The 24746-nt window shown below is 59.3% G+C and carries 32 protein-coding genes; 2 read left to right on the top strand and 30 right to left on the bottom strand.

Annotation, left to right across the window (positions count from 1 at the left end):
• Positions 1 to 62: 62 nt before the first annotated feature.
• The 18 genes from mihF to MHY13_RS03560 all read right to left on the bottom strand — a co-directional run bounded on the left by mihF (position 63) and on the right by MHY13_RS03560 (position 14810).
• Complete coding sequence (mihF, locus tag MHY13_RS03475) at positions 63 to 413, bottom strand: integration host factor, actinobacterial type (protein WP_239280836.1); 351 nt, start codon at positions 411 to 413, stop codon at positions 63 to 65.
• A 78-nt stretch (positions 414 to 491) separates the two neighbouring features.
• Positions 492 to 1193, bottom strand: a complete 702-nt coding sequence (locus MHY13_RS03480; RefSeq protein WP_239280837.1) for a hypothetical protein — start codon at positions 1191 to 1193, stop codon at positions 492 to 494.
• A complete protein-coding gene (locus MHY13_RS03485) occupies positions 1153 to 2025 on the bottom strand; it encodes a DUF6882 domain-containing protein (RefSeq protein WP_239280838.1) in 873 nt (290 codons plus the stop codon). Before MHY13_RS03485 ends, MHY13_RS03480 begins: the two co-directional genes overlap by 41 nt.
• Positions 2026 to 2376: 351 nt before the next feature.
• Positions 2377 to 2862, bottom strand: a complete 486-nt coding sequence (locus MHY13_RS03490; RefSeq protein WP_239280839.1) for a hypothetical protein — start codon at positions 2860 to 2862, stop codon at positions 2377 to 2379.
• Positions 2863 to 2962: 100 nt separating this feature from the next.
• Entirely contained in the window at positions 2963 to 5392 is a 2430-nt protein-coding gene (locus MHY13_RS03495; RefSeq protein WP_239280840.1) for an ATP-dependent DNA helicase RecG, read from the bottom strand.
• A 15-nt stretch (positions 5393 to 5407) separates the two neighbouring features.
• Entirely contained in the window at positions 5408 to 5647 is a 240-nt protein-coding gene (locus tag MHY13_RS03500) for a hypothetical protein (RefSeq protein ID WP_239280841.1), read from the bottom strand.
• Positions 5647 to 7056 carry an AAA family ATPase gene (locus tag MHY13_RS03505; RefSeq protein ID WP_239280842.1) on the bottom strand — a complete coding sequence of 470 codons (1410 nt, stop codon included), beginning with the start codon at positions 7054 to 7056 and terminating at the stop codon, positions 5647 to 5649. The genes MHY13_RS03500 and MHY13_RS03505 overlap by 1 nt, the downstream gene beginning before the upstream one ends.
• On the bottom strand, positions 7056 to 7541 hold the full coding sequence (locus tag MHY13_RS03510) for a hypothetical protein (RefSeq protein ID WP_239280843.1): 486 nt from the start codon (positions 7539 to 7541) through the stop codon (positions 7056 to 7058). The genes MHY13_RS03505 and MHY13_RS03510 overlap by 1 nt, the downstream gene beginning before the upstream one ends.
• 1 nt (position 7542) lies before the next feature.
• Entirely contained in the window at positions 7543 to 8658 is a 1116-nt protein-coding gene (locus MHY13_RS03515) for a ParA family protein (RefSeq protein ID WP_239280844.1), read from the bottom strand.
• 369 nt (positions 8659 to 9027) lie between these two features.
• Positions 9028 to 9342, bottom strand: coding sequence for a hypothetical protein (locus MHY13_RS03520; protein ID WP_239280845.1), 315 nt, complete (start codon positions 9340 to 9342; stop codon positions 9028 to 9030).
• A gap of 98 nt (positions 9343 to 9440) precedes the next feature.
• Positions 9441 to 10292 (bottom strand): LPD29 domain-containing protein, encoded by an 852-nt coding sequence (locus MHY13_RS03525; RefSeq protein WP_239280846.1) that lies wholly within the window; start codon positions 10290 to 10292, stop codon positions 9441 to 9443.
• A 215-nt stretch (positions 10293 to 10507) separates the two neighbouring features.
• The gene (locus MHY13_RS03530; protein ID WP_239280847.1) at positions 10508 to 11056 is read right to left on the bottom strand and encodes a hypothetical protein; all 549 of its coding nucleotides are present in this window, start codon (positions 11054 to 11056) and stop codon (positions 10508 to 10510) included.
• Positions 11057 to 11190: 134 nt separating this feature from the next.
• Entirely contained in the window at positions 11191 to 11595 is a 405-nt protein-coding gene (locus tag MHY13_RS03535; protein WP_239280848.1) for a hypothetical protein, read from the bottom strand.
• 187 nt (positions 11596 to 11782) lie between these two features.
• A complete protein-coding gene (locus tag MHY13_RS03540) occupies positions 11783 to 12085 on the bottom strand; it encodes a hypothetical protein (protein WP_239280850.1) in 303 nt (100 codons plus the stop codon).
• Between the two features lie 223 nt (positions 12086 to 12308).
• Complete coding sequence (locus tag MHY13_RS03545; protein ID WP_239280852.1) at positions 12309 to 12851, bottom strand: hypothetical protein; 543 nt, start codon at positions 12849 to 12851, stop codon at positions 12309 to 12311.
• A 288-nt stretch (positions 12852 to 13139) separates the two neighbouring features.
• Positions 13140 to 13961: a hypothetical protein gene (locus MHY13_RS03550; RefSeq protein ID WP_239280854.1), complete on the bottom strand. Its 822-nt coding sequence runs from the start codon at positions 13959 to 13961 to the stop codon at positions 13140 to 13142.
• Positions 13962 to 14232: 271 nt separating this feature from the next.
• Positions 14233 to 14424, bottom strand: coding sequence for a hypothetical protein (locus MHY13_RS03555; RefSeq protein WP_239280856.1), 192 nt, complete (start codon positions 14422 to 14424; stop codon positions 14233 to 14235).
• Between the two features lie 11 nt (positions 14425 to 14435).
• Positions 14436 to 14810, bottom strand: a complete 375-nt coding sequence (locus MHY13_RS03560; RefSeq protein WP_239280858.1) for a hypothetical protein — start codon at positions 14808 to 14810, stop codon at positions 14436 to 14438.
• Between the two features lie 100 nt (positions 14811 to 14910).
• Between MHY13_RS03560 and MHY13_RS03565 the strand changes: the two genes are divergently transcribed.
• A complete protein-coding gene (locus MHY13_RS03565) occupies positions 14911 to 16116 on the top strand; it encodes a transposase (protein ID WP_239280860.1) in 1206 nt (401 codons plus the stop codon).
• A 128-nt stretch (positions 16117 to 16244) separates the two neighbouring features.
• On the opposite strand, the gene MHY13_RS03570 is transcribed toward MHY13_RS03565, so the two are convergent.
• The 12 genes from MHY13_RS03570 to MHY13_RS03625 form a co-directional block, all read right to left on the bottom strand.
• Positions 16245 to 16709: a hypothetical protein gene (locus tag MHY13_RS03570; protein ID WP_239280862.1), complete on the bottom strand. Its 465-nt coding sequence runs from the start codon at positions 16707 to 16709 to the stop codon at positions 16245 to 16247.
• Between the two features lie 222 nt (positions 16710 to 16931).
• Complete coding sequence (locus MHY13_RS03575; RefSeq protein ID WP_239280864.1) at positions 16932 to 17663, bottom strand: DUF2786 domain-containing protein; 732 nt, start codon at positions 17661 to 17663, stop codon at positions 16932 to 16934.
• A gap of 391 nt (positions 17664 to 18054) precedes the next feature.
• Positions 18055 to 18540 carry a DUF4192 family protein gene (locus MHY13_RS03580; RefSeq protein ID WP_239280866.1) on the bottom strand — a complete coding sequence of 162 codons (486 nt, stop codon included), beginning with the start codon at positions 18538 to 18540 and terminating at the stop codon, positions 18055 to 18057.
• 64 nt (positions 18541 to 18604) lie between these two features.
• Complete coding sequence (locus MHY13_RS03585; RefSeq protein WP_239280868.1) at positions 18605 to 18985, bottom strand: hypothetical protein; 381 nt, start codon at positions 18983 to 18985, stop codon at positions 18605 to 18607.
• Positions 18986 to 19325: 340 nt separating this feature from the next.
• A complete protein-coding gene (locus MHY13_RS03590; protein WP_239280870.1) occupies positions 19326 to 19763 on the bottom strand; it encodes a hypothetical protein in 438 nt (145 codons plus the stop codon).
• 250 nt (positions 19764 to 20013) lie between these two features.
• Positions 20014 to 20418 (bottom strand): hypothetical protein, encoded by a 405-nt coding sequence (locus MHY13_RS03595; protein ID WP_239280872.1) that lies wholly within the window; start codon positions 20416 to 20418, stop codon positions 20014 to 20016.
• A gap of 365 nt (positions 20419 to 20783) precedes the next feature.
• Positions 20784 to 21206 carry a hypothetical protein gene (locus MHY13_RS03600; protein ID WP_239280874.1) on the bottom strand — a complete coding sequence of 141 codons (423 nt, stop codon included), beginning with the start codon at positions 21204 to 21206 and terminating at the stop codon, positions 20784 to 20786.
• Positions 21207 to 21570: 364 nt separating this feature from the next.
• A complete protein-coding gene (locus tag MHY13_RS03605; RefSeq protein ID WP_239280876.1) occupies positions 21571 to 22212 on the bottom strand; it encodes a hypothetical protein in 642 nt (213 codons plus the stop codon).
• A 306-nt stretch (positions 22213 to 22518) separates the two neighbouring features.
• Entirely contained in the window at positions 22519 to 23001 is a 483-nt protein-coding gene (locus tag MHY13_RS03610; protein ID WP_239280878.1) for a hypothetical protein, read from the bottom strand.
• Positions 23002 to 23393: 392 nt separating this feature from the next.
• On the bottom strand, positions 23394 to 23582 hold the full coding sequence (locus MHY13_RS03615; RefSeq protein WP_239280880.1) for a hypothetical protein: 189 nt from the start codon (positions 23580 to 23582) through the stop codon (positions 23394 to 23396).
• Positions 23579 to 23809 (bottom strand): hypothetical protein, encoded by a 231-nt coding sequence (locus MHY13_RS03620; protein WP_239280882.1) that lies wholly within the window; start codon positions 23807 to 23809, stop codon positions 23579 to 23581. Before MHY13_RS03620 ends, MHY13_RS03615 begins: the two co-directional genes overlap by 4 nt.
• 51 nt (positions 23810 to 23860) lie before the next feature.
• Positions 23861 to 24055, bottom strand: a complete 195-nt coding sequence (locus MHY13_RS03625) for a hypothetical protein (RefSeq protein ID WP_239280884.1) — start codon at positions 24053 to 24055, stop codon at positions 23861 to 23863.
• 238 nt (positions 24056 to 24293) lie between these two features.
• Between MHY13_RS03625 and MHY13_RS03630 the strand changes: the two genes are divergently transcribed.
• Entirely contained in the window at positions 24294 to 24656 is a 363-nt protein-coding gene (locus MHY13_RS03630) for a hypothetical protein (RefSeq protein WP_239280886.1), read from the top strand.
• Positions 24657 to 24746 lie beyond the last annotated feature (90 nt).

Consider the following 24746-nt stretch of genomic DNA (forward strand, 5'->3'; position numbering starts at 1 on the left):
CAACCGGAAACATTGTCCGGTTGGGGCTTTCGCTTGTGGAATCCGCCGAGCTTATCGAGGCGCTAGGCAGACTTTGCCGCTGCTGCGGCGCGCTTGTCGATGCGCTTGCACAGGTCAACGATCTGGGAGTGCTGCACCTTACCTAGACCGCGCACGCGGCGAGTCTCCGCGATTTCGAGGGTAGCCAGCGTCTCCTGGGCTTTCGCCTTACCGATGCCCGGTAGGGTGCGCAGAAAATCCGCAATCTTCATCTTGCACAGTGTCTCGTCGGCCGCAGCGGTGGCCAAGGCCTTTTCTGCGGTGAGCTTTCCGCTGGAAATCTGGTCTTTGAAGTCCGCACGCTTGCGGCGGGCTTCAACCGCCTTTTCCAGGGCTGCCTTACGTTCCGCGTCCGTCAGATTAGGCAATGCCATGTGGTTGTCCTCCAGTAATGGTTGATGTCTCGGGGTCAACTAACAGCGTATAAGCAGGGTGTGCACACCCCGCCGAAATTAGCCGGTTGGGCGGTCGAGAAAGTAGCCGTCACCTTGCTTTTTCACGCTCACAAGGCCGGTGTAAATGGCTGCTAGAACAGCATTGGCTTGCTCCACGAGAGACGAGTGGCCCTCGGTGGTGTCGGTGGCTGCGGAGGCAATAATGCGAGCTTTCCACTGCTCTAGTCCAGGGTCGTCTACGGAGAGTGCTTCATCGCCTGCGGGGTTCCACGGTGGCAGGGTGAGGTCAGTGGTGTCGAGGAGGCGTTGGATGCCGCCGGTAAAGTCCAGATCTTGGGTGGGTGACCACTCAATCATGCGCTGGTTGTCCAGGTCGAGGGTGATGGCACAGACCGTGTTTTCCCCAGGCAGTTCGCCGGGGCCGGTCACGCTGTAGGTGCCGTAGCCGTAGTGGGAGCTTGACCAGGCAAACGTCAGGATGGGGGGAAGTGCCTCTGGTGCCGGGCAGGGGTGCGTGAATGCTCCAGTAGAGGCCAGGCGTTGCGCAACGGTTGCTACATCGCCGTGGACGGCAATAACGCCGGAGTCTTCGAGGCGCTGGGCCTGCCACTGCCGAAGCCTGCCTGCCTCGCGTGCGGCGGCGGTAACGGAGTCGAGGCCAGTGGCTGGGGGGAGATCGCCGTATCGAGAGTTAATCCAGTCTCGTAGGCTGTCAGCGTCATCCTTGCCGGGGGTTAGACCCGCTTCCCTGCCCCGCATCTGTTCGTCCATCTGCGCCATCGTGGCTGCCTGCGGAGTGCGTAGCCAGGCGGCGGTGTCGTCCCGGTCTTTGAGGGCTTTGTCTACGTGCTTGTTGGTCATGCTGTTTAGTGTCCCATTGCGGTGTGCACTCCAGCCCGACTCCATCGAGGCGTGGGCAATCCTCCCAGGACAGTTCCACGGTTCCGTTGCTGGGCATGAGTCGGATGTGGGTGTGGTCGCGGTTTTCTTGGTGGGTGATGCCACGCAGGCGCGCATACGAGACAGCGGCGCGTCGGAAACGGGTAATGGGAAACAGACGGTGGGCGGTGGTGATGGTCTGGCGAATGGAGGCGGTGGAGGGGTCTGGAAGTTCGAGGGTGGGTAGGTGAATGGCGGCGTAGAGGCGTGTGGAGTCGTCGAGGGGGAAGATGAAATGCCGCCAGATGCGGTGCACGTTTTTCGACATGGCCACCAGCTGCTCGGGCGTGATGCGGGTGCGTTGTGGGGTCAGCGGGTAGGTGCTGCGGGCGAGCATGGCGTTGTCGTGGAAGCGTCCGAAGTCGCGGACTTGGCGGGCTGCTTCGGAGCGGTCTTCGCGGATGCGAGAGTCAGCCCAGGCCCATGTCCACGTGGTGCCGTCCATGATTCCCAGCGGGTGCACTGTGGCGGTGATGATGGTGCCGTGTCGGGTGATGAACTCGGCGGTGCCGTTGTCGGTGTGTAGTCGCCATTTGGGGTGAGCGCCGAGGGTGCTGGCGAGATGGAGCTGGTGTTCTGTGGCGGTAAAAGCTGCATCGTCAATGCCTTGGCGCAGCATGGTGTAGGTGCTGGCGGAATGTGTGGGTGGCATGGGTGCTTTCTTTGGTGCTTGGTGGGCTTTGATTGTCAGCCTATCGGCTGTGTGTGCACGCCTTTTGAGGGTGAAAACGTAAGAGGGGGCGGCCCCTTTTTACGGGACACTCGGGGCCGCCCCAAAAAACCAGCGCTTTTCTGGAACCAACCACAGTCGCCAGAAAATTTAAGGAGGCCAACCACAGCCCCCCGGGGAAACGAGTTCAACCCGAACTGGTCAACCCCTAGTCTAGCGCGGTTTTTGCTGTTTGGGGAGAGTGCATCACGCCGGTGCATTACAGGCTGCATTACACGCTGTGGTGCAAGCTGTGGTGCGCTGCGAAGATGGGAGCGGGCGTTCAGCGAAAAATTAGAAAAACGATGTGTACGGAGAACACTTCTGTTTGGGGTGGCCCAACACCGGATCTCCGAGCCGGTTGGTGGGCAACCGCTTCGCATTGTGCACGGAGGGACTATCCGGCTGGATATGGTTTCTCCGGCCGCGCAAAGTTCCTGCCACGGCTTTCTTGACGGTTTTATCCATCAACCGCCAAATACGTTGCGGGATGACCCCTCCCCTATCGAATCGACCGGCAACGTATTCTCGGTATAGCTTTTTGAGTCCATCATCCGGCAGGGCGGAGTAGGTGGCATTAAAACTCACCCCGGCCTGCTCTGCGACTTCACTGCGGCGCATCCGGTCAAACTCGCGGAATCCGGGGATGCGGCCGTTTACGTCGTAGGCCCCGAGGCGCACTGCCTGGAGGTAGCTCGTGTCATCAAGGAAGCGCAGCTGGCGAGCAATGGGAACTGGTGGGTGTTGGCGGGCGTGCGAGCGTACAAGCGTCAGGCTCATAGTGGTGTCCTGTCTGTCGTACCCCTGGGTGGGGCGTGGTCATTGGGTACAGCCCAATTCCACCACCCGCGCCACAGGGCATGCCCGAACCGTCAGGAGATCAGGATTTAAGCATGTAGGCCGCATCATTCCCCAAGGCGGCGCGCACCTCATTGCGCAGCGCGGAGTTGCGCAGCAACTGGGGATCGCGGGACAGGATGCCTTGCGCGTCGGCGCGCGCAGCCAAATGGATGTGCTCGTCGGCAATCAGGTTGGCGACCTGGAGGCCAGATTCTTTACCGGCCTGCGCGGTGGAGGTCAATGCGCCGGGGCCACGAATCTGCAAATCCATTGCCGACAGCTCGAACCCGTCTGTCGTTGAGCACATAGCCTCCATGCGCTCCCTACCGTCGCCTGTAGCCTCGCCCACCAGCCAGCACTGGCCAGGGTGGCGGCCACGCCCCACACGTCCGCGCAGCTGGTGCAGCTGGGCTAAGCCGAATTTCTGCGCGTCCAGCATGACCATCACAGTGGCGTTGGGTACGGAAACGCCCACCTCGATGACGGTGGTGGCCACCAAAACGTCAATCTCCCCAGCGACGTAAGCAGCCATGCGCTCGGTGCGCTCGGCGGGTTTGAGTTTGCCGTGCACCACCCCGATGCGCAGGGTGGAGAGCGCACCGTTGGCTAGTTCCTCGGCAGTGGCCTCGGCGCTTGCAGCCATTTTCGTCTCGGAGGCGTTGCCGTCCTTGTTGGTGACAAGGGGGCAGACAACGAACGCCTGTCGGCCTTGTCGAACCTGGTCATGGATGGCTTTCCACACGTTGCAATCTGCATCAGTGATGGGGGCAGACTCCACCCAACGGGTGACAACCTCGGAGCGGCCTGGAGGCTTTTCATCCAGGATGGACACGTCCATATCGCCAAACTGGGTAATAGCGCTGGTGCGCGGAATGGGCGTTGCCGTCGCCTGCAACACATCAGGGGCTTTCCCCTCTGGCCCAGCATCAGCCAAGGCGGCACGCTGATCAACGCCAAAACGGTGCTGTTCATCGACAATCACCGCCCCCAAAGCCGCATACTCCACCGTGGGCTGGAGCAGCGAATGCGTGCCCACAGCCAGCTTGCACGTACCGTCTGCCAGGTCTGCCAGAACCTGCTTGCGGGGGCGCGGCAATGATTTCGACACCAACAAATCCACTTGGATTCCCAGCGGCTGCAACGCCTCTGCCATCTCCTCAAAGTGCTGGCGGGCCAAAATCTCCGACGGGGCCACAATGACTGCCTGGTGTCCTCCCTCAATGACCTGCAAAGCAGTTCCCACCAGCACAGCGGTCTTTCCGGCACCCACATCACCCTGGAGGAGGCGATTCATCGGCCGGTCGGCGCGCAGGTCGGCGGTAACCTCCGCGATAGCACGGTCTTGCGCCCCGGTAAGCGCATACGGCAGCCCCTCGCGCCATTGAGACAGCAACGAGCCTGCGGCCTTATGCGCAATGCCTTTTTCTTTCTGCTTGGCATGAGCCATAACCCCCAGCGAAAGCTGTAGACGCAGAAACTCGTCATAAACCACGCGCTCGCGGCCCCAGTTGGCCTCCGCCGCGTTGGCAGGCACGTGCATGGCGCGGAAAGCGTCTAGACGACCCAACAACTGACGGTGGCGCAGCAACGCCTCCGGCACAGGGTCGTCGAGACGGGGAATGCGGCGCAGCGCATCCAGGGCTGCACGGCGCAAAAGCCACGTTGTCACCCTATGGGTCGCTGACTGCGGATAGACCGCGACCATCGGGGCGGACGTATCCTCCAGCGTTTCAATAATGGGATTGCTCATGGTGAGGGAGCCGTTAAAATCCGTCACGTCACCATGCACGAGCACCGTATCGCCCTTTTTGAAGCGCCCGGCCATCCACATGGCGCGGAAAAACATGCACGACACACGCCTGCCAGCATCAGCAACCGTGTAGCGCACATAAGGGGTACGACCCCGACGAACCGTAAAGTCTGACACCACCCCGGCAAAAGTCGCGTCGCGCATACCGGAAGACAGGCCAGCAATAGGGGTTAGTTCAGTGCGATCCAAATACCGCAGCGGAATATGGTGCAGCAGGTCATACACACTGCGCACACCCATTTTTTCTAGGCGCTGCTGGTTCTTTTCCCCCACCCCGTCTAAGTCTGCAAGGGGAACGCCTTTCAGGGAGTCGAGCTGCCCATCAAAATCTAGGGGCACTCCCCGTGGGGAGACGACTTCTGCCGCTGATTGCGGCATACGCACCGGAAGCTCCAGGGTGGGTTCCGGCTCGGCAGGCTGCCCGATGGTTCCGGCTTGGGGAGCATTATCTGGAACCGGGGGCAAAAGGCCGGTGTCCACCCCAAGCTGGGAAGCAATAGCGCTGTGGTGGTGCACATCGACTACCAGCTGTGTTTCCAACATGGGCGGCCATTGTTCGCGCCGCCCAGCTTCGTCGATGGCAGGGGTGTGTACCCCGTGGGAGGCTAACAGGCGCGCTGCCTCGCGCAGTCTGGCGTGGGTAACAGCGGTGAAAGCCATGCCCCTCCTTTCGGTCTAGGTGGTTGGTGTGGCCTCCCCAGACTCGTTGGAGGAGGGAAGCCGTGCCGCATCGCCTGAACCGGGTTCATTGTCGGGAGACAGGCTCACCTCTGGTATCTCGTACTCGGAGGGGCTGCTGCTGTTCCCGTCGTCGCGCGTGGTGGCCCACGCGGCAAACGCAATGGCGGCCAATGCGATAGCTGACACGATAATCAGGAGCCAGGCTTTCAAGCCCGAAGTTCCGCGAGAAGCCATTAGCGACCACCCTCCTGGAATGCGTTGGACGTGGTGATGGCGGTAGCTACATCCAGTCCTGCTTGGAGCGTGGACTGCGCTACATCGTCTAGGGTGAACGCGCCGCCGCCCTCGATTGCCTGGTCATAGGGAAGCTCAACAACCTTGCGGGCGAATGTGCGGAAATGGTCTGCCACCTTGCCCATATCGACGTTGGACTGGGCGGTTCGCTGCGTGACGACAACCACCATGTCGTCTACCAGGTGGGCGTACCGATCCCCGTAGGGGCCGTTTTCGTCGGCGAGCTGGGAGGCAACCCACGTTGCCGAGCGCATACCGTCTGCACCCTCGGAAACCAGAACCAAAACATCTGCCTCGTCGAGCACAGCTTCCATCACGGGAGTGTTAATCCCCTGGGCACAGTCGGTGAGAATGAACTGGTAGTAATCACGCATGACGCTCATTAGCGCGCGGTACTCGTCTGGGGTCAGCTCCGGCTCCCCCACTGCTTCGGGGTCAGACCCTAAAACCTCCAGGCCCGTCTGGTCTTGGGAGGTGTGGGTGCGCACGTGCGAGTAGCGCTTTACCGCGTCCAACTGGCGGATCAGGCTACGCACACTGCCGTACTGTTCCCGCTCCACGCGGTCACCGAGTTCGCCGCCCTCGGGGGAAGCATCCACGGCGATCACGTGGTCGTTGCGGTGGTGTGCCAGCGTCATGCCAGTCAGCGTGGTGGTCAGGGTCTTTCCCACGCCACCCTTGCGGTTAATGAAAGCCACGTTGATGGTGCCGGGGATGGAGCGCTGCAAGCTGCGCATCTCGTCGTTGACCGGCTCCTCGGTGTTTTTACCTCGGAAAAGGCCCAGGATGCGGTCTTTCCAACTGCGGTTCGCCTTAGCTGACACCTCTGGTGCCGGGGTACGGTGGCGCGGCTTCGGCGGCTCACTGGCACGGGATACAGGCGCGGGTGCAGGGGCAGGGTCTTGGGGCGCAGGTGTTGACAACGAGGAGGAATCCACCTGCACTGCGGAGGGAGCAGGGCGCGTGTGAGCAGGGCGCTCCGGCGTTTCCTTATCCCTAGCGGTTGCGCTCGCGGTGCGGTTGGCTGCCGTGTCTGGGGTTACCGTTGGCTCCCAGTCCTGCGGCTCGTCCTCAAAGTCGAAGTTATCGGTCTCGTCGCCGTCGAGGTCGTAGGCAGAATCCTCCGGCTCGGGGCCGAATGGATCGTCATCGTCATCGTCATCGTCTTGGGTGGTGGGCGCGTTGGTGTGGTTGTCGTCGGTGTCGCCGAACGGATCGGCGGCATCGTCTAAATCGGTTCCGGTGGACTCGTCCTCCCAGTCGGAGTCATCGGAAATGGGCTGGTTGTCGGGGGTCTTCTTGGGGCCGAGGTAGGTAACTTCCTCCTCGCCAAATGGATCGCGGCTCATTATTCACCTCCGGTGTAGCTGGCTCCCTGCCAGCTCAAGATTTCCTTGATTTCGTCCACGTCGTTTTCGCTGAATGCCTGGAGTGCTTCGAGCATGCCGCGCTTAGCAAAAGCCCTGAACATTGGTGACCGCTTGATCTCCACGTCGGAGACTTCGTTGAGCTGGCGTAGCACCTCGGTAATTGCCAAATCCAAATCATTCGGGATGCGGATCTGAACGGCAGTGCTTTTCTTTACCGCCGAAGATTGCTTGGCAGGCTTGGCAAGCCCACGCATCAAATCATCAGATACAAGAGGGGCGTTTCCCTCCGTGCTTTCCCCAAACGGGTCGGCATCTGGTGCGTTGTTAGCAGCAGAATCCTCGGCAGTGGCGTTTGATGGCTGCGAGGGTTCTGGCTTTGAGGCGCTGCCAAAACTGAAACCGTTTTTGCTGGTATCGGATGTGGGGGCTTGGTTGGGGCGCTGTTTTATGCTGCGGCGTGCCATTCTAATTCTCCTCGGATGTGGTTGGGGTGGAATCGGCGTAGAAGTTGGAGTCGTAGTAACGCGGCCCGGTGATGACCTCACGCCATTCATCCGGCATCTCCTGCGAAAGAACAGCCTGCGTCATAGCGTCCACGTCATAGTCCACACGCTGCGCGGTATCCGGATCATCCGGGTCGGGGCGCATATCGGACAGCATCGTGAGCAAAGTGCGGGTTAGTGCGGCAGGAACGGTGCCCAGGTCGCGGCGCTTACGCTTGGAGCTGGCAATGGTGGAAACCGGGGCCGACTCGCTAAAAGCGGCGGGAATGGCGGTGCGGCGCTCAATGCCGGGGGCGAGCATCCGGGTGCCAATGTCGCTGTAGGTGTCCTCAATCCACAGTGCGGACTGGTGTAGCACTTCGCGCTCCTGCGGGTGGCGGCGCAGGTTCGGGGGAACACCGATGGGAACCCCGCCCAGGTAATTGATGGGCTTTCCGGTTGCCTCAAACCACGCCATGAGTCGGCTTTCCAGACCGTCTAGCGTGCTAAGTGCTGCACCCTCCGAATAGATCGGCAAGGCCACGTGCTCGGCGGCGTACAGGATGGCCGAGAGCATGTACGGGTCGTCGGTGCCGCCCATGTCGATGACTACGAGGTCGAAAAAGTCGCGGTTTTCCTCGGTGTCTACCTTGCGGGCTAGGCGCGGTTCCTCGGTTGTTCCCGGCTTGGAGAGCACGGCACTAATTGAGGGCTTGTCGCCGTCGGGATAGGCAGCGGGGACGATGACGATGCTTCCACCCTCGACGGCGGCACCGCCCTCCATCCAGGGAATGTCCGTGCGGGGAACCCATGCGCCCTCGACGTTGTATCCAACGCCGTGGCCAATGAAAAGCTCCTCGTCCACAACGAGGTCGCGGGAATCCTTTGATTCTGCCGTCGGGTACGCATTCATCATGGCCGACATGCCTCCGCTGCCGTCGGCATCAATGGCAAGTACGCGAAGTCCAAGGCGTGCGGCCTCGAAAGCGAGGTTGCTGGTGAGGGTGGTCTTTCCCACACCGCCCTTTTGTGATAGTGCGGTGATTGTGCGCTGTCGCATAACCGAGGTGGTCGGCGGCGCGATTCGGCGCTTCGACATAAACGCTCCTTTGTGATGGCTGTATCGGTGGTTGTGTAACGAGGCGGTCTATATCCCTCGTAATGATCATGAAGTCTATCAGCAGGGGTGTGCACACCCTTGGCGGGAAACGCTAAAAGTGCTGGTAAAGGTGAATAAACGTACTTTTTGAGTGCACTACACACCTGTACTTCATGGCTGGAAAAACGAACTTGATGGCACGGGATGAGGTACACGGTGTGGTGCACGCGCGTAATTCATGCTGTGGTTCAACGTGTGGTGCAGACTGTGGTGCAGACTGTGGTGCAGGCCGTGGTTCAACCTGTGGTGCAAGCTGTGGTGCAAGCGGAGGAGACACCTCCCCCACCTGCACGAGAACGAAAAATATGCCTACCCCTGCAACGCGCCCACAGCGCGAGCTAAGGCCTCCCAATCCCGCATCTGTTCGTCACGCTCAACCTCCGCATGGTCGGAAGAGCCAGGACGTGCGGCACGCTTGTAGGGAAACAGCAGGGACGCTAGGCCCATGCACACAAGGGCCAGAACAAAAAACGTGGAAATCTGAACGGTAGATTCCCCGAACGCATAAGAGGCGGCAGACAGGGCACCCCACACGGGAACCTGTGCGGCAAAAATCTGCGAGAGGGTCAACGCATCCTTATTAGAGGAATCGGGATTGAAAAAGTAGATGCTATTGGCGGACATGGGCAGTTCCTTTCGGTTGGTGTGGAACGCTTGCAAACCCTGTGTGGGTTGAAGCTGCCCTAATCGTCACATTCCCCGACTACCGCATGCCCGAACTCCTAAAACCGGCACCCAGCAACAGTGGTGCGCAGAAGCTGCCCCATCTCGGCAAGCATGCGCCGATGCGGTGCAACGGTTGGCTCGAACAAGCTAGGCTGCGTGGTCTCCAGGTCAGGGAAGACAAGCGTGAGGGCATACCGGCCATGCTCATAAGTGTCGTAGTCGCCGTTGCGGAAAGCTACGTTGACCACCTCTTCCACCAGGTCAGTTATCTGGCCGGGGACGGGAGCTTCATCGGACAGTGCCGACACGACCACTGCCTTGCCATCCGGCTCGCACAGAACCTCCCCAATGAAGCCGAAATCATCCTCACTAAAGCCAGCAGGGTTGCTGCACCACTGATTCAGCAGATCGCACAGTTGCATAATTCGCTTGTCTTCACTGCTGGTGGTGACCACTTCTTCGGCAATAGCCCCAGGTGGAATGGGCGTGGAGTATTCCTCTAGTGCTGCGAGCGCAGCAAAAGAAACCTTGTCTCCTGATTCGGAGGAAAAGTCGGGTCTAACCTGCACCCCACTGTTGCCCAGGTGTGCGGTAACGGCATCGGCGGTGCTGGGGCTGACGGTGCGACAGGTCTCCAGATGGTCAAGGCCGGGGTAGACCGCAGTGAACTCCCCGTTGGGGGCGGAAAGAATCACGGTGTTGTCCCACGGGGTGGCATCCGGTGAGGCGATGTAGGCATCGGCGACGGTGCGCACATCCTCCGGCCACGGGCCGTCTGTCCAACTGATTTTCAACGAGGTGTCAGCTGTGGTGGCGGTGAAGTGAACGTTGGGCCACACGGCAGATAGTGCCGACCGGATGATTTTTGCGGTGGCGGCTTCTGTCAGTTGCTCTACGTCAAAGTTCATGGCGACCTCAAATGCGCGATGGGATGGATGGGGTTCTCCCCTAGTGTCTCATGCTCCTGTGCACACCCTATGAGCTGGAGAAATGAAGAAACCCGCCCGGTAGAGCCAGGCGGGTTTGGTCGGCGGTAAACAGTGATAGGCAGGCTCGCGGTTAAACAGCCCCTGCGGCGTTTTACCCCCTATACCCTGGGTGGGCTGTGGGGGCGGTGCGCGCCCTACTCCTGCTGGCTGGTGCCCTCCGAGGACGGGGTGTTGGTTCCTACATGCGGGGTGGCTTCCTCGGACAGTGGTGCCGCACTGTGGTTTTCTGCGGGGTGCTCTCCTGGCTCGTGGGCGGTGGAAAAGTCGTCCGTTTCAGCATCGGCTTCCTCGTCGGTGCTGCGCTGCTGGGCGGCGGTTGTCCACCACACGTTGTCCGGCACGGTGGCAACCTCATTATCTTTGGCCATCCAACGGTTGATGGCGTTGGTGGAAACCCCAGCGGCTGCGGCTGCATCGCGGAGGGTGGAGCCGGTTTGCACGGCCTGCACGGCGGTGAACTGGCGGGCGGTTTCCAAAAGCTCCCCGGCGATGGTGGCGGCTTCCGTGATGCGCAGTAGGGTCTCGCACGTTGCCTCGGAGTTGTCGATTTCCTGGTTTGCCGCCTCGGTTGCGGCAGCTACCTCGTCGAGAATGTCGCGGGAAACAAACTCCAGCAGTTCAGCGTTGATTTGCTGACTGGCCTCACGGAGGCGGGCGGTGAGGTCGCGTTGGTTGAACGCCATGAAAAGTCCTCCCTGTTGGGCGTGGTTGGGTTTTCTCCAAGTGTATTTCACTGGTGTGCACTACCCCACCAGCGGCCGGACAGTTGGGGCTGATGGCGCGCAACCGCCCCAGGGGTTTCCTGGGGCGGTGAGGTTTAGGCGGCGAATCGCTGCATGGTTCCTGCCATGTCGCTTACGCGCGTGTTGTGGGCGCAGTTGATAAACGTCCACAGTTCCGAGCCGGTGGGAACGTTGGTGCGGGCAGCGTAGTCGGCGATGGTGTCAAGGGCTTCCACCCAGCAGCCGCGCTTGTCCTGCGGGGTGAGCGAGACTGCGGTGCGCAGCCCCAGTTGGGCGGCAAGCATGTTGGCTACGTAGGGGGAAGACTGTGGGGTCAGGGAGCGCGCGGGCGGCATGTCCGGCCAGAAGAACAGGCCGTTGGCGGGGTTGTCGGTGCGCAGTTCCTCCTCGGTGGGGCTGGCCGTCCAGGTTAGTGGGGTGAAGCTGTGGGCGGAGAGGAGGTGGCAGACCAGGCGGTTGATGGCGGCGTGGAGTTTCACAATGGTTCCTTTCGGCTGGCCCCTGTGTGGGGCGTTTGGTTGGTGTGGTTGCCATTGTGCTGTGCCGTGGCGTGCGGGTGCCCGACTTTGCCGTTAAGGGTGTGAGTGCTGCTGGTGGCAGGTGGTGTGGGGCGGACAGTCGGTGCGGGTGGGCGCAGGTGGCAGTGTCCTGCCAGCCTGCTGTGGGCTATTTAGTGTCCTCCTGTCCCTCGTTGATGATTTGTCGTTCTGTGTATTGCTTGACGATGGTTGCGGTGTCGCGGTCTAGTTTCGTGCAGGGCATGCAGGCGGTGCGGTAGAGGAGCGTTAGCGCGGTGCGCTTAGTGTCCCCGGTGCTGTCGTGGGCAATATCCCACGCCCATTTCATCGTTTCTAGCCACTGCTTGGAACGTCGGTCGAGGATTCGGTTCCATAGCGTGCCTACCCCGACGATTGCCCCGATGATTGCGACGATTAAGCCGATTACCATTTCAATGTTTGCTGTAAACATACGTCTCACACCCTTTCAGTTGTCATACAGCGTCAGCCTTTGTGGCTGTACCCCTATTATAACACAAAAAATTTATACGTGCAGGTCAGGGGCATTATTAAGCCCGAATCAACCCGACATTAAACCCCGCAACGGCAGGTAAAAAGAATCCCAAACCGGACAGTGCCCACACCACAAGAAAAATCCCCCACCCACCACGGGGCGAGGGAACACAGGGGGCGGACTACGCCCCTACGGCCGAATCCATACGCGCAACCTCCCCCACGCGCCCAATGTGACTACCAAACCCGTCAACAACACCGAACGTGTCCTCCCCCGCCCCGACTAGCGCGCGATAGACAGCAGCAGCCGTTTCCACCAGACGCTTAACACCAAAGCGGGCCACCGTCTCCGAGGCGTACAGGGTCGAAGTGCTCCACGGCGAATCCCCCATGCCAAAGCGCATGGCGTAGCTGTTGTCGGTAGTCTCCACCAGGCGAACGTCCACACAGTACTGGCGCTGTTGCGTGTAGCTCACCTCCAGATCGGCGGTTACTCGATTGCCGGGGTTGTCGATGGACTCTCCATGCAGGAGGTCGAAGCGGAACGAAACGCTGCGCCCGTTGTCGCTTACGATGATTGCACCCACCCCATCAAACAGTGGGTGTACCTGCGCGCGGGATTCCCCCTCCAGCTGGGCAAGCAACTTGCCTGCGGTGCGTTCAATGGCTTTCTCGTTGCAAAAAGCTGGAAACTGGCACGAGATGGTGTCTGCGGTGATGGTCATGGAAACCTCCAAAGAATTGGCCCCACCGTGGGGCGTGGTTGATTGCCCTTAAAGGCTCACATTTGACGCTCGGTAGTGGCCCGACGTGTGCACATTGAGAATGTGAAAAAGACCAGGTTAAAGGACGGGTAACTAGCGGACAGTTAGGGCATAAAGCGCGTGAAGTACATGCTGTGGTGCAGCGTGCATTACACCGTGCACCACAGGCGTGGTTTACGCGCGTGTGGTGCAAACTGCCGGATAAACAAGGTTATCCGGCACTAAAAGCCATGTGACCTGCACCAACGATTAGAAGAACATCACCAGAACAGGAATGGCTTTCGGATCTTCGCAGGGGCCAGTGTCGGTGGCGGCGAAGAAAACACGGTTTCCCACGCGCCCTTTTTCCAGGTCGCAGTCATCACCGTTGCACTCAATGTAAAAATCCAACGTATCCATCATTTCCCCCGGCGTGACGTTGAGCTTCTCCAGAATGGTAGTCAGCTCGAAACAGTCCAGGTTCGCACCGGCCAACGCTTGCAGCGTCGCATCGGTGTAAGCCCCAGCGGTAACCTCCGACCCCAAATCCATATATGTTGAGGGGACATGCACATCACTGACGCTGGCAGGCGTTTCCGTGGGCGTGGCCGTCATATTCTTCGCAGGGCGGTCAACGGAGTTGGATACGTCCCACAAGTCCTCCTCCAGGGGGTCGTTGATTCTAAACCCGAGCCGGTTGTTGCCACAGTTGTCCAGGTCTAACTCTTCGTTGGCGGGGCCTAACGCTCGGGACGGGGAAACCACTCTGGTTGTAATGTCGTGGCTAAAAACAGGCAGTTCCGCATCAGTTACCTGTGCAAAGAAATGCTCCAGTTCACGAACCGTTAGACGTGAATAAGCGCTAGATGGGCGGGGATATAGTGCGGTGTCTTTTGCCCAGTGCAGCAGAACCTTATCGTCCCGCAGCGTTGCCCCGAGAACCGGGTAGTAATCCTCATACTCATTGCAGATCCACAGTGGAACCACATGGTTGGCGTGGCGCAGTGCAGCGACGACCTCCCCCACTGTCAGTGCTGTTAGCGGTTGGCCCTCCCTGTCGGCGGAGTCGGCGGAAATGCCTTTCATCTTCATGCGTGTGTCCTTTCGGTAGCGCCCTGTGTGGGCGGTGTGGTGGTTGTAGTCCCCGTGGGGGACGCACCCCAGGCTCGCAGGGGCGGTGTTGTCGGTGCCCGACTCGACAGAATGGCCGCAGGACACGCTGGTACTACAGCGGACAGTTGGGGTTGCCAGCGCGTGCATTACACCGCGTAAAGCACTCTGCACCACACCCTGCACCACACCCTGCACCACACCCTGCACCACACGGTGTAGTACAGGGCGTAAAGCACGCTAAAGAACCTGGCTACAGCTGCAATTCACGCAAAAGCGCCCGGTGACTTTTTTCCAAAGCAACCCCCTTGGGCAGACCTTTGTTGGCTTCCAACTGGGCACCAAACCATGCGTTGTAGCCGTCTTCCCCCATCTGCTCGGCCAACGTCTCATGCAGGCGCAGCCGTGCCGCTGTGATGATCTCCGACGCGGCTATCTCCCCCACCTCGAAACGCCTTAGCGCATCGCGGATTTCCCGTGGGATACCTCAACGGTTTGCTCCAGCGTGCACGATTCAATGAATACGGTCGCGTGGTGGCGAACCGCCCCCAGTGCCCCCGTAAAGCAGCGTTCACCGTTGGGGCTTCGGTTGCCGGGAGGGAACCGACGATTCACCTCCGCTAACACTCCGCAGGCTTCCAAGACGTTTGCGGTGTTTTTGAACACCTCCCCCTCGAAGACGTTGCTGAAATGCAGCCCCACCCTCCGGCGTGCTTCCTCTGGATCGCGGGCGGCTAGGGCGGTTAGCTCTTGATTCTTATTCCGCTTGTCGGACTCCACCCGCAGGCTTGCAGCCTGCACGGCTTTGGCGAAACGCTCGTTGGCTTTCATCGAAATGTCTCATCGAAACCCCGTCCGTAAGGGCGGGGAGGGATTGAGACGACCCTTTCTTGTCTTGCCATTTACAAATTAACTAGTTAGTATGTTAACTATGTCGAACACGAAAGTAAAGCGGGCGTTTAAGTTCCGCTTCTACCCAACCCCAGAACAGGAGAAAGAACTTCTCCGAACCTGGGGTTGCGTTCGGCTTGTCTATAACAAGGCGCTAGATATGCGTCATACCGCCTGGTATAAGAACCATGAGCGAGTTAACTACTCTCAAACAAGCGCGGCGCTGACCCAGTGGAAAAAGCAAGACGAGTTTTCTTTCCTTAAAGAAGTATCGTCCGTCCCGCTTCAGCAATGCCTTCGACATTTACAGTCTGCTTTTGCCAACTTCTTTGAAAAAAGAATGGGGTATCCGAAGTTCAAGTCACGCAAAAAGTCACGGCTTGGTCTTGAATACTCGAAATCAGGTTTCAAGTTCAAAGGCGACAATCTGCATATTGCTCGGCTCAAAGAACCTCTTGCTGCCCACTGGTCGAGGGATTTTGATCGAGACAGCGTTTCTACCGTGACAATCACTAAAGACAAAGCTGACCGTTGGTTCGTCTCTTGTCTTGGTGAGGTTGTGGTGGAGAAACGTCGTATTACAGGCAAAACTGTAGGCCTAGACATGGGCGCCAAAGACACACTTGTTCTTTCCACAGGTCAGAAACTTTCTCCCCGAGACGATCGGGATATGAAAAAGAAACTGGCTAAGGTAAACAAGTATCAGCGCCGCTTGTCGAAGAAAAAGATCGGATCAAAAAACTTTGCTAAAGCGAAAACCAAGCTAAGCAAAGCCCATGTTCAGGTAGTAGACGCTCGTAAGGATTGGATTCACAAAACCACTACACAACTCGTAAAAGAGTTTGATGTCGTGTGTATCGAGGATCTTAATGTTCGCGGTATGACCACATCGACACGAGATAAAGGACGAAAAGCTAAAGCTGGCCTAAACCGTAGAGTTCTAGAGCAGTCTTTTGCTGAAATACGTCACTGTCTGGAATACAAAGCCAAAGACAGTGGTGGAGAAGTTGTCGCCATAGACAGGTTCTTCCCCTCGTCTAAGACATGTTCGTCTTGTGGCTATATCAATGATCTACTTACCTTAAATCAACGTTTCTGGACATGCCCACGATGTTCTACACATCTTGATCGAGATATTAACGCAGCGAAAAATATCCAAGCCGCAGGACTTGCGGTTATAGCCTGTGGAGACGGTGTAAGACCTGCTAAAAAGCCAGTGGCTTTACAAGCAGGCACCCGTCAATGAAGCAGGAATCCCCGCCCGTGAGGGCGGGGAGGAAGTCAAGGCATGATCCTTTCCCAGTGTGGGGGGTGATGGTGAAAGCCCCGTGCACGCAGGCACAGGGCAGAAAGTGACGACTGTGGGGCGCTTGCTTAACCCAGCATGACCTCCTCTGGGTTGCGGCCTGTACGGCGCAGGAATTGGCCGCAGGTTTCAAACTCGGAGCTAAACACCTCGCTGGAGGTAACGATCTGCACACCCGGCACCTGGTCGGCGCGCAGTGGCACCACAATGTCCTTGTCGTCGTCGCTCCAGTCCTCCCACGCAGTGTCGCACACTATTTGGCTCTTGCGGTCGTGGTGTTTAGTGAGGGTGTCTACAACCTCTTGGGGAACGGTGCCGGTGCTGTCTAGCGCGATTACGTAGAACACATCGCGGCCCACAACCTCGGCAGTGCGGGAACCAAAGGTCAGGGTGGAGTTGACGGCGTGGAGGGCGTTTTCTTCCTGGAATGTGGTGAAGTCGAATAGCTCACCAAAAAACTGTGGGGCCAGTAGGCGCACTTGGTTTTCGCGCTCGGCGACGGTTTGGGGGCGGTTATCTACGGGGGCTGGCATGGTGTAAACCTCCAAAGCGGGTGGTTGGTGTGGTTGCTTCTCCCCTGTGGGGAGTGGCTTTAGCATCGCACCGGCGCAACGACTGTGGCCCGAAACGTGTGCGGCCGACAGGCATGCGCCCAGCGTGCAGGTGGTGTGGGGCGGACAGTCGGGACGTGGTTAGCAAAAAGCCCCTCCCCTGCCCTGGGTTGGTGCCAGCTCGGGCGGGGTGGGGCTGGATTCTTATTGTCCGATGGCGGCGCGGGCACCACCCATGCGGGCCTGGCCAAGGTCGGCGCGGTTGGCGGCGTTACTGCCGTTTTGCATGGCACCCTGATCGGTGCGGTAGCTGGAGCGCGCATGACCAACGCGCAGGCCTTTTTGGTTGAAGTAGTCGCGTAGGGCGGCTTTCGCGGCTTCCGCGTCGTCCACCAAAGCTACGGCGTAGCGGTTGCTGTCTTCGGTGCCGTCGGCGGCGGTGTTTTCCATCTCGGTCAAACGGTTGGTGATGGTGGTGATGTAGCCAAGCATGAAAGAACGGCGCTGGGTGACGGTGCTGGTGAACATGTTGTCAGAAAGTGAGGGGTTCTTCGCCTGGGCTGCCATCTGGGCGTTGAGCAAGGGGAACAAAATGGCCACGCGCTCAATGTGGCGGCGCTTTCCGAAAAGGGTCAAGCTGTTCCACTTGGTGGAGCGGTGGCGCTTGCTTCCAAAGCTGTCGCAGTGCAGGGCCTTGGCAATGCCGTTGAGCAGGCGGGCCTGCATATCGGTGTAGGAGCCGGAGAACTCGAACGTTTGGGAAGTGATTTCATCACCAGCGTCGGCGTTGTCAAGGTCTCGTTCCTCAAAGCCGTACTTGGCCATAAGTTCCACCGCGCGGCTCATAAAGGCCTCGGCTTCCGGCTGGCCCTGGCGGTCGTTGGCCTGGTTGATGAGCTTTTGAACCTTGGTCTTGATCTTGTCGATGTTGGTCATGGTCTTGCCTTTCTTGGAGTGCCCCGGGAGGGGCGTTGTGTGGTTGGTGTGTCCCTGTCTGGGATTGATTTAACTATCGCATGGGCCGGTGAAGCAATGCCCGACACTCAATAAGTTGGAAGCGAAGCGGATAATAAAAAGGGCAGGTAGATGGGGTTAATGTGCTGTTTGTTTGAGCGGACAGTTGGGGTGTAATGCGCGTGCACCACACCGTGAAGTACACTGTGTAATGCAGCGTGAAGTACACCGTGTGGTGCAAGGCGTGGTGCAGAGTGAAGTACAGCGTGTGGTGCACATCAAACAGGCGTTAGTAGCGTCAATGGGGACGTGCTCCCCCACAAAAAAGAACCACGCCCCGCAATGCGAGACGTGGCGTAGAGCGTGGTGCGGACTAATCGAGACACGCGGCCATGTCCGGCCAAACGAAAGGCACGTCGGCCTCGTGCGTGTCCTCGTTGAACTGCCTAATGGCTTCCTTGAATCCCTCGTAGGCGCTTGCACGTAACCGCTCAAAAGGAAACCCTGCGTTAGCTACGGAGAACAGGATCTGGGTCAGACGATGGTGGGCATTAGTCTCCAGGGAGCGAGCCAACCACTCCAGCCCATCATCGTTAGTTTCGGCGGAAAGCGCGGCCAGGCACAAAGCGTTGCAAATAGCGTCCACTGTGGCGTGGGGCGCGTTGGCTACTGCGCGCCACAGCAAGTTCACTGTCTTGTCTGGCGCGGCCGGAATGAGGGTGTCGCGCACTTTGGTGTTGTGAACCAGCGCCGCCAGCGTTTCAACCTGCGTGCGGCGGGTAAGTGTTTGCTCGGCGTGGAGCGTAAGCGACTGGGCTAGTTCTACGGCGTGTTTGAGGGTAAAGCCGTTTGTGGTCATTGCGTAAACCTCTTTTCATGCTCGGCCCCTGTGTGGGGCGCGGGTTGGCTTGGGTGGTTTCTATTTAGGCGGCGGTGGCTTTGCGCTGCTTTTCGCGGGCAGCCCTGCGGTACTTGGTGGGCATGGCCGGGAGGGTGGAGGTGCGCGGCGGGCGACGATCCAGCATGCGGCGTATTGCAACGGCCAGGTCTTTAGGCTTTGTGCTGTCCGCGTTATCTACGCGCAGCTCGGCCGCGTCGTCCAGGCTGTGGCGGGAGTTGCGGTGGATACGGCGCATTTCCACACGTGCGGTGAAGTCGATGGTGATTTCCCACAGCCAGCCTTGACCGGCGTTGAGGTAGAGCACGGTATCCGGGTCGTGGTCTCCTGCGTGGTCAACAGTTACGTGCTTGCGGGTGCGTCGCAGCTCGGTGACAAGTTCGTCGGGGATTGGCATGAAAATCATTGATGGTCTCCTTTCGGGGTTGTGCCCAGGGTGGGCTGTGCGGGTTGGTTTGGGGTTAGTGTCGCAGCAACGAATTATCCGTGCCCGATAGTGGGGAAAGCAGGGCCGTAAAAATGGTGGTGTGCAGAACAAACGACCGTGCAGCAAAGCGGACAGTCGGGGCTGTAGGCGCGTGCACCACAGCATGGTTTACGCGATGTACCCCACGGCGTAAACCACCCTGCACCACAGGGCGTAATGCACGCTGTAATGCAGGGTGGGGTACAGGGGCGTAAAGCACGGTGCACCACACGGTGTGGTGCACAGATCGGCAGTGGGCTAGACAGACCGTGCAGGCGGTCTAGTGAGCGAGGAACACAGCCACCAGGCGGTCGAACGCGTCCTGCTGCTCGGCGGGGTCTTGCAGGCGCTCGGCGGCAGATTCCAACGCCTCCACCGCTTGGTTGGGCAGGCTGGTTTCGTTGCCGGATTCAAAGTCGAAGCGGGTGACAACACAGTTGCCGAGATAGAACTGGCGCAACACCGCATCGGCTGGGGTGAGGGAGTCCATCAGGTAGGTGGCCATCAGGTTTACCTTGGAGTCGGACTTAAACAGTGATTCCTCGTCGAACCAGAACGTCAGCGTGTGGTCGCCGAAGTCAACACTCACCGGCTCAACAATCTGGCATTCCAACGCCTGCTGGAGGGCGGTGTAGATGCTACCGGATTCGTCGGTGGCTAGTTCGATGCGCTTTGCGGTCATGTCGGGCTTGGCGAGAAAAGCGGAAACAGTGGTCATGGTTGCTCCTTACAGGGTGGTTGATGTGGCTGTAGCTCCGTGGTGTGGAACTGGTTTCATCGTCGCATGTGGCGGCGTTTCACCGCCCGAAATCCGCTGGCATGAGGTTGCTATAAGTGCAGGTAAAGACCGTGTACGGCGGGAATTAAGGGCGGACAGTTGGGGCAGACAGCCCCGGTAGCGCAGGGCGGTTTACACAGTGCAGCACAAAGGCCACCACGGGCGGTGGTGGCCTGTGCGGGGTGAGGTCTTAGGCGGCGACCAGTTCGCCGCAATCCTGGGTGGCGACGATGGCGCAGGCGGCGTTGACAATCAGGGTTCCCAGCTCGACGCGAGCGTCCATGAGGCGTTCAAATCCGTCGAAATCCTCAAACTCGCAACCGACTCCGTAGTCGTCGTAAGCGTTGTTTTCTTCGAGGTTGGCCTCGGAGATGGCGCGGGCGGTGTCAGCGTCGAACAGTTCGAGCTTTTCAGGGGTGAGGGAATCAACGTGCAGGCAGTCAATAGCGGTGCGGTGAACATCCTCCAGGAACTCGGAGGGGGCCGGGTCGCACGGGTCAGCGTCGGCAAAATCTGCTTCCCATGCGCGGTAGTCGTCAACGATGGTGCGGGCGCTTTCGATGGTGATGCCGGTGAAGAAATCCTGTGCGGTCATGGTGTGAACCTCTTTCTGTGTTCGGCCCCTGTGTGGGGCGTTGATGTGGTGTGTGCTCCCTGCCTTGGGAACGATTTAATCTTCACATTCGGCGGGCAACCCCGGCCCGATACTCGGTATGGGTGCTGTCGGCGGGGTGGGTAAATATGCAGGTGCCAGGGGGTAAAACATGCTTGTCTGTGGCGGACAGTTGGGGGCGTCGGCGCGTGCATTACAGCCTGCACCACACCCTGAACCACACGCTGTAATGCACGGCGCACCACACGCTGCATCACATGCTGCATCACACGCTGTAATGCAGACTGTGGTGCACGGTGTGGTGCAAAGAAGAAGCCCCGGCCTTTCAGCCGGGGCGGGGAGGGGGATTAGTAGCGCAGGTCAGTCTTTTCAACTGGCTGTCCATTGACCAACAGGGACTTGCGGTAGAAGCCAGCACGCGCCCAGCTGCCTACTTTCAGGCGGCCATTCTTGGAGAGGCGCACGCGGCGAGTCTCGCCGTCCTCAACGGGTTCGATGGCGGTGAAGAATACGGTGTAGCCGCTGCCGTTGTCTACGCGGTCATCCTCGTAGCACACGGTCTTGCTCTTGCGGGTCTCGCGCAGGGTGACCGTCTTGGCAGTGACCTTGACGACCTCTAGGACTACGGTGTCGGTGACCAGAGTGTGCTCCAGGAAGTCGCCCACCTTGATGTGGTCGCGCAGGTCATTCATCGGGGTGTTCAACTTGTCGCCGGGAGTGATGGTCTGCTTGGAGATTGCCGGGTGGTTGGAGATGGTCGCTGCGGTCATGGTGTGAACCTCTTTCTGTGTTCGGCCCCTGTGTGGGGCGTTGATGTGGTGTGTGCTCCCTGCCTTGGGAACGATTTAATCTTCACATTCGGCGCGAAAACCCGGCCCGATACTCGGGGCGGATGCCGTCAGTAGGGTGGGAAAACGTGCAGGTGGAAAGGGGTAAAACGTGCTTGTTTGTGGCGGACAGTTGAGGGCGTAGGCGCGTGCATTACACGCTGCACCACACTATGCACCACACTATGCACCACAGTGCGTAGTGCAGGCTGTGGTGCAGGCTGTGGTGCAGGCTGTGGTGCAAAGAAAAAGCCCCGGCCCAAACAGGCCGGGGCACACACATCACACCGTGGCAGCAGGCAGCACGCTAAGCCGCCGCGCGGGAGAAACCCTCCTCATACTCAGCCCGGGTGCCGCACAACTTGTCGGCCTCCTCCTGCGACATAAGGAACCCGTCGGCTTCCGCCTCATGCAACGTGTCCAGTGCCGCTTCCAGTGCCTCGCGGCCCTCGTCAATGTCACGCCACGCTCTAACTGTTTCGCTGTACCGCTCTAGGTATTCGTCGGCGGTGACGACAGTTGCGTTATCCCGGCCGCCGTTGATGAAACCAAAAGCGAAACTGTTAACCCGGTTGTCTTCCTCGTCTGGGGCGCTGGCGTGCAGCTGGATTAGAAACATCCCGTCGTTGTTCTCGAACTTCTCAATGCCGCTTTTGTTGAGCCGTTCGGTGACTCCCTCAACGTTGTCCAAGCCCTGAATCGAGCCGGAGACCTGGTTAACCGCATAGGTGGCGCACTGCGCGGCCAGCGCATCTTTTGGCTTCATGTGCAGAAACTCGTCCTCTACCTGCTTGCGTGCCAGGCGTACCGCCTGTGCGGCGCACACAATCAGATGCACGCCCCAGCGCCACTGGCAGTGCATTGCACGGCGATCGCGGGTGGGGCCGCTAAATTCGCGCACCGGCTCGGCGTTGGTATATCCGACGATCATCTTTGAGCGTTGACCCATGATGGTGACCTCTTTTCTGTGTCTGGCCCCTGTGTGGGGCGGTTGGGTGCTCCCCTTGTTGGGAACGATTTAATCTTCACATTCGGCGGGAAAGGCTGGCCCGAAACGTAGGGTGAGTGTTTGCGACAAGGTGGGTAAATGTGCAGGTGATAAGGGGTGGTTCGGGTTTGTCTAGGGCGGACAGTTGGGGCTGTAGGCCCGTGCATTACAGCCTGTAATGCACGCTGCACCACACGGGCGTAAAGCACGGTGTAATGCACACAAAGAAGCCCCGCCGCACACTGCGGCGGGGCGGGGCCGCGTGGGCTACCAGGTAGCAACCTCCACAGCCTGCGGGGCGGTGTTCTCCCCAATCTCCCACAGGTTGGTCTCCTGCATCTGCGGAGTCAGGGACACCATGCGCTCAATCAGATCGCTAATGAACCGCTCGGCTTCGCTTCCAGTCCAATCCACAGCGTCGCACGCCTGATAGCGGTAGCACTGGGCGGCGGAGATGATCTCAAACGGCGACCACTTGGTGTGGCGTGGCAGGGAATGCTCGTAGGGGTATTCCTCCTCCTCGTCGTATCGGTCGAAGACGGCGCGGAGGTTAGCGTCTCGCAACATTTGCCCAAACTCGGCGGCGTTGGAGTCGTCAACCTCATGGAACTGGCCATCTGGGGTGTAGTAGCGCACCTTGTTTCCCTGGGCTTCCCGCAGGGACGTGGGGGCAATGTCGAGCTGTTCCGGGTGGGCGGCAGCGTGGACTAGGACTCGGATGTGCTCGTCGCAGACAGTGAAGCAAGACATGGTGTGAACCTCTTTCTGTGTTGGCCCCTGTGTGGGGCGTTGGTGTGTTGTGTTCTTCCCTTGTTGGGAACGATTTAATCTTCGCACCTGGCGGGAAACCCCGGCCCGATACTCGGTATGGGTGCTGTCGGCGGGGTGGGTGAACGTGCAGGTGAAAGGGGGTAAAACGTGCGTGTCTGTGGCGGACAGTTGGGGGCGTAGGCGCGTGCATTACGTGGCGTAAAGCACCGTGTACTACACGCTGTAAAGCAGGGCGTAAAGCAGGGAGTAAAGCAGGGAGTAAAGCAGCCTGGGGTACGCGGGCGTAAAGCACGCTGCACCACAGTGCGTAATGCGGCCTGTGGTGCAAAGAAAAAGCCCCGGCCTTTCAGCCGGGGCGGGGAACTCGGGGGCTACTGGTTGCCGTCTTCGAGAAAGTCATTGAGCTTGTTGCGGAGGGTTACGGCTTCCTCGCGGCTAATGTTCAACACAGACCATTGACCGCCGCCGTATTGCCCACCGCCGATTAGAATTCGTACATCAATTTCGTACTCTTGCCAGATCTGCTTGGCGGAACAGACCTCAATCGGGCGGGTGCTCACTGCTGCTCCTTTGCGTAGTTGTGGGCGGCTGCCAAGGCGAGGGAAATAGCTTGCGCTTCCTCTGGACTGCGAGCGGCCTGGCCGTGACGGTCAGTAAACAGCACATCCCCGCCGAGTGCAGCACCTACCTCAACAGTGTCGGTGCGCCAGACCCGATATTCCACGCCGTTGAGGGAAACAACATCATCGTGTGCGGGCAGGGTGGCAGTCTGATTCTGATTGGTCATGGTTTCGTTAAATCCTTTCACTACTTCGGTGTTCTGGGCGTGGGGGCGAGCCTAGGAGGCCTCCGGCTCGCGGGTGTTGTCGGCGACGAAGAACTCCTCCCGGTTCAGGTTGGTGAGAATGCCGCGCAGTAGGCGCTCAACCTGGCGCTCGGTGTCGCCGGTGACGTTAAACGATTCGGCAACCTCACCCGTGGCGATGCTGGTGATTTCCAGGAATCGTTGGGGCTGGGTGGTCTTGGTGGTCATGGCGCGTTCCTTTCTTTGTTTTCTTCGGGGTAAATGATGTGGTGGCTCCTTGTCGTTGGGAACGGTTTAATCTTCGCACGGTAGCCACGTGCGGTGCCCGACACTTGGCGAACGCACTCACGCCAGTGCGAAAAGCGTGCAGTTAAGAAGCAGTAGCGCGGGCTTGTCTGGGGCGGACAGTTGAGGCTGTAGGCCCGTGCACCACACCCTGTAATGCACGGTGCACCACAGGTGCGTAATGCAGGCTGCATCACGGGGTGTAAACCACGCTGTAAAGCACCGTGGGGTACACCAGTGGCGCGAAAACCCGGCGTTGTGGGGAAGTAAAAGCACCCCGGCCGAAACAGGTCAGGGTGCTTTGCGCTGTGAGTGCCTAGTTAGCGTCCACAACGATTGGGTAATAGTCGGGGTGGTCTTCGGTGGTGGCTTTGCCCTCGATGTGGAGTCGGCCCCATTCAAGGCATTTCTCGTGATGGGCGGCGTGTTCTTCGCAGAGGACGTATTCAGTGTTGGTGGCTTCCCTGTTGCAGTGGCTGGATCGGCATTCCATGATGTTGGCCCCTTTTTTGGTGGTTGTGGGTGGATTGTTTTGCGTATCTAGCCCCCAGGCGGGGCGTTGGCTCCCTCGGTGGGAACGGTTTAATCTTCGCACCCTCCTGGAAACCCTGGCCCGAGACCTGGGGGAGTGCTG

This window comes from Corynebacterium sp. ACRPE (genome assembly GCF_022347435.1).
Lineage (GTDB): Bacteria > Actinomycetota > Actinomycetes > Mycobacteriales > Mycobacteriaceae > Corynebacterium > Corynebacterium tuberculostearicum_D.

Bases quoted from the DNA above. Each gene is read 5' to 3' on its own strand.
- MHY13_RS03620 (WP_239280882.1), bottom strand. From the start codon at position 23,809: ATGACCAATCAGAATCAGACTGCCACCCTGCCCGCACACGATGATGTT.
- MHY13_RS03530 (WP_239280847.1), bottom strand. From the start codon at position 11,056: ATGGCGTTCAACCAACGCGACCTCACCGCCCGCCTCCGTGAGGCCAGT.
- MHY13_RS03585 (WP_239280868.1), bottom strand. From the start codon at position 18,985: ATGATTTTCATGCCAATCCCCGACGAACTTGTCACCGAGCTGCGACGC.
- mihF (WP_239280836.1), bottom strand. From the start codon at position 413: ATGGCATTGCCTAATCTGACGGACGCGGAACGTAAGGCAGCCCTGGAA.
- MHY13_RS03550 (WP_239280854.1), bottom strand. From the start codon at position 13,961: ATGAAGATGAAAGGCATTTCCGCCGACTCCGCCGACAGGGAGGGCCAA.
- MHY13_RS03485 (WP_239280838.1), bottom strand. From the start codon at position 2,025: ATGCCACCCACACATTCCGCCAGCACCTACACCATGCTGCGCCAAGGC.
- MHY13_RS03545 (WP_239280852.1), bottom strand. From the start codon at position 12,851: ATGACCATCACCGCAGACACCATCTCGTGCCAGTTTCCAGCTTTTTGC.
- MHY13_RS03570 (WP_239280862.1), bottom strand. From the start codon at position 16,709: ATGCCAGCCCCCGTAGATAACCGCCCCCAAACCGTCGCCGAGCGCGAA.
- MHY13_RS03540 (WP_239280850.1), bottom strand. From the start codon at position 12,085: ATGTTTACAGCAAACATTGAAATGGTAATCGGCTTAATCGTCGCAATC.
- MHY13_RS03500 (WP_239280841.1), bottom strand. From the start codon at position 5,647: ATGGCTTCTCGCGGAACTTCGGGCTTGAAAGCCTGGCTCCTGATTATC.
- MHY13_RS03565 (WP_239280860.1), top strand. From the start codon at position 14,911: ATGTCGAACACGAAAGTAAAGCGGGCGTTTAAGTTCCGCTTCTACCCA.
- MHY13_RS03505 (WP_239280842.1), bottom strand. From the start codon at position 7,056: ATGAGCCGCGATCCATTTGGCGAGGAGGAAGTTACCTACCTCGGCCCC.
- MHY13_RS03490 (WP_239280839.1), bottom strand. From the start codon at position 2,862: ATGAGCCTGACGCTTGTACGCTCGCACGCCCGCCAACACCCACCAGTT.
- MHY13_RS03495 (WP_239280840.1), bottom strand. From the start codon at position 5,392: ATGGCTTTCACCGCTGTTACCCACGCCAGACTGCGCGAGGCAGCGCGC.
- MHY13_RS03610 (WP_239280878.1), bottom strand. From the start codon at position 23,001: ATGTCTTGCTTCACTGTCTGCGACGAGCACATCCGAGTCCTAGTCCAC.
- MHY13_RS03605 (WP_239280876.1), bottom strand. From the start codon at position 22,212: ATGGGTCAACGCTCAAAGATGATCGTCGGATATACCAACGCCGAGCCG.
- MHY13_RS03515 (WP_239280844.1), bottom strand. From the start codon at position 8,658: ATGTCGAAGCGCCGAATCGCGCCGCCGACCACCTCGGTTATGCGACAG.
- MHY13_RS03595 (WP_239280872.1), bottom strand. From the start codon at position 20,418: ATGACCGCACAGGATTTCTTCACCGGCATCACCATCGAAAGCGCCCGC.
- MHY13_RS03525 (WP_239280846.1), bottom strand. From the start codon at position 10,292: ATGAACTTTGACGTAGAGCAACTGACAGAAGCCGCCACCGCAAAAATC.
- MHY13_RS03625 (WP_239280884.1), bottom strand. From the start codon at position 24,055: ATGACCACCAAGACCACCCAGCCCCAACGATTCCTGGAAATCACCAGC.
- MHY13_RS03590 (WP_239280870.1), bottom strand. From the start codon at position 19,763: ATGACCACTGTTTCCGCTTTTCTCGCCAAGCCCGACATGACCGCAAAG.
- MHY13_RS03600 (WP_239280874.1), bottom strand. From the start codon at position 21,206: ATGACCGCAGCGACCATCTCCAACCACCCGGCAATCTCCAAGCAGACC.
- MHY13_RS03510 (WP_239280843.1), bottom strand. From the start codon at position 7,541: ATGGCACGCCGCAGCATAAAACAGCGCCCCAACCAAGCCCCCACATCC.
- MHY13_RS03575 (WP_239280864.1), bottom strand. From the start codon at position 17,663: ATGACCAACATCGACAAGATCAAGACCAAGGTTCAAAAGCTCATCAAC.
- MHY13_RS03630 (WP_239280886.1), top strand. From the start codon at position 24,294: ATGCAGGCTGCATCACGGGGTGTAAACCACGCTGTAAAGCACCGTGGG.
- MHY13_RS03560 (WP_239280858.1), bottom strand. From the start codon at position 14,810: ATGAAAGCCAACGAGCGTTTCGCCAAAGCCGTGCAGGCTGCAAGCCTG.
- MHY13_RS03520 (WP_239280845.1), bottom strand. From the start codon at position 9,342: ATGTCCGCCAATAGCATCTACTTTTTCAATCCCGATTCCTCTAATAAG.
- MHY13_RS03580 (WP_239280866.1), bottom strand. From the start codon at position 18,540: ATGACCACAAACGGCTTTACCCTCAAACACGCCGTAGAACTAGCCCAG.
- MHY13_RS03480 (WP_239280837.1), bottom strand. From the start codon at position 1,193: ATGCGGGGCAGGGAAGCGGGTCTAACCCCCGGCAAGGATGACGCTGAC.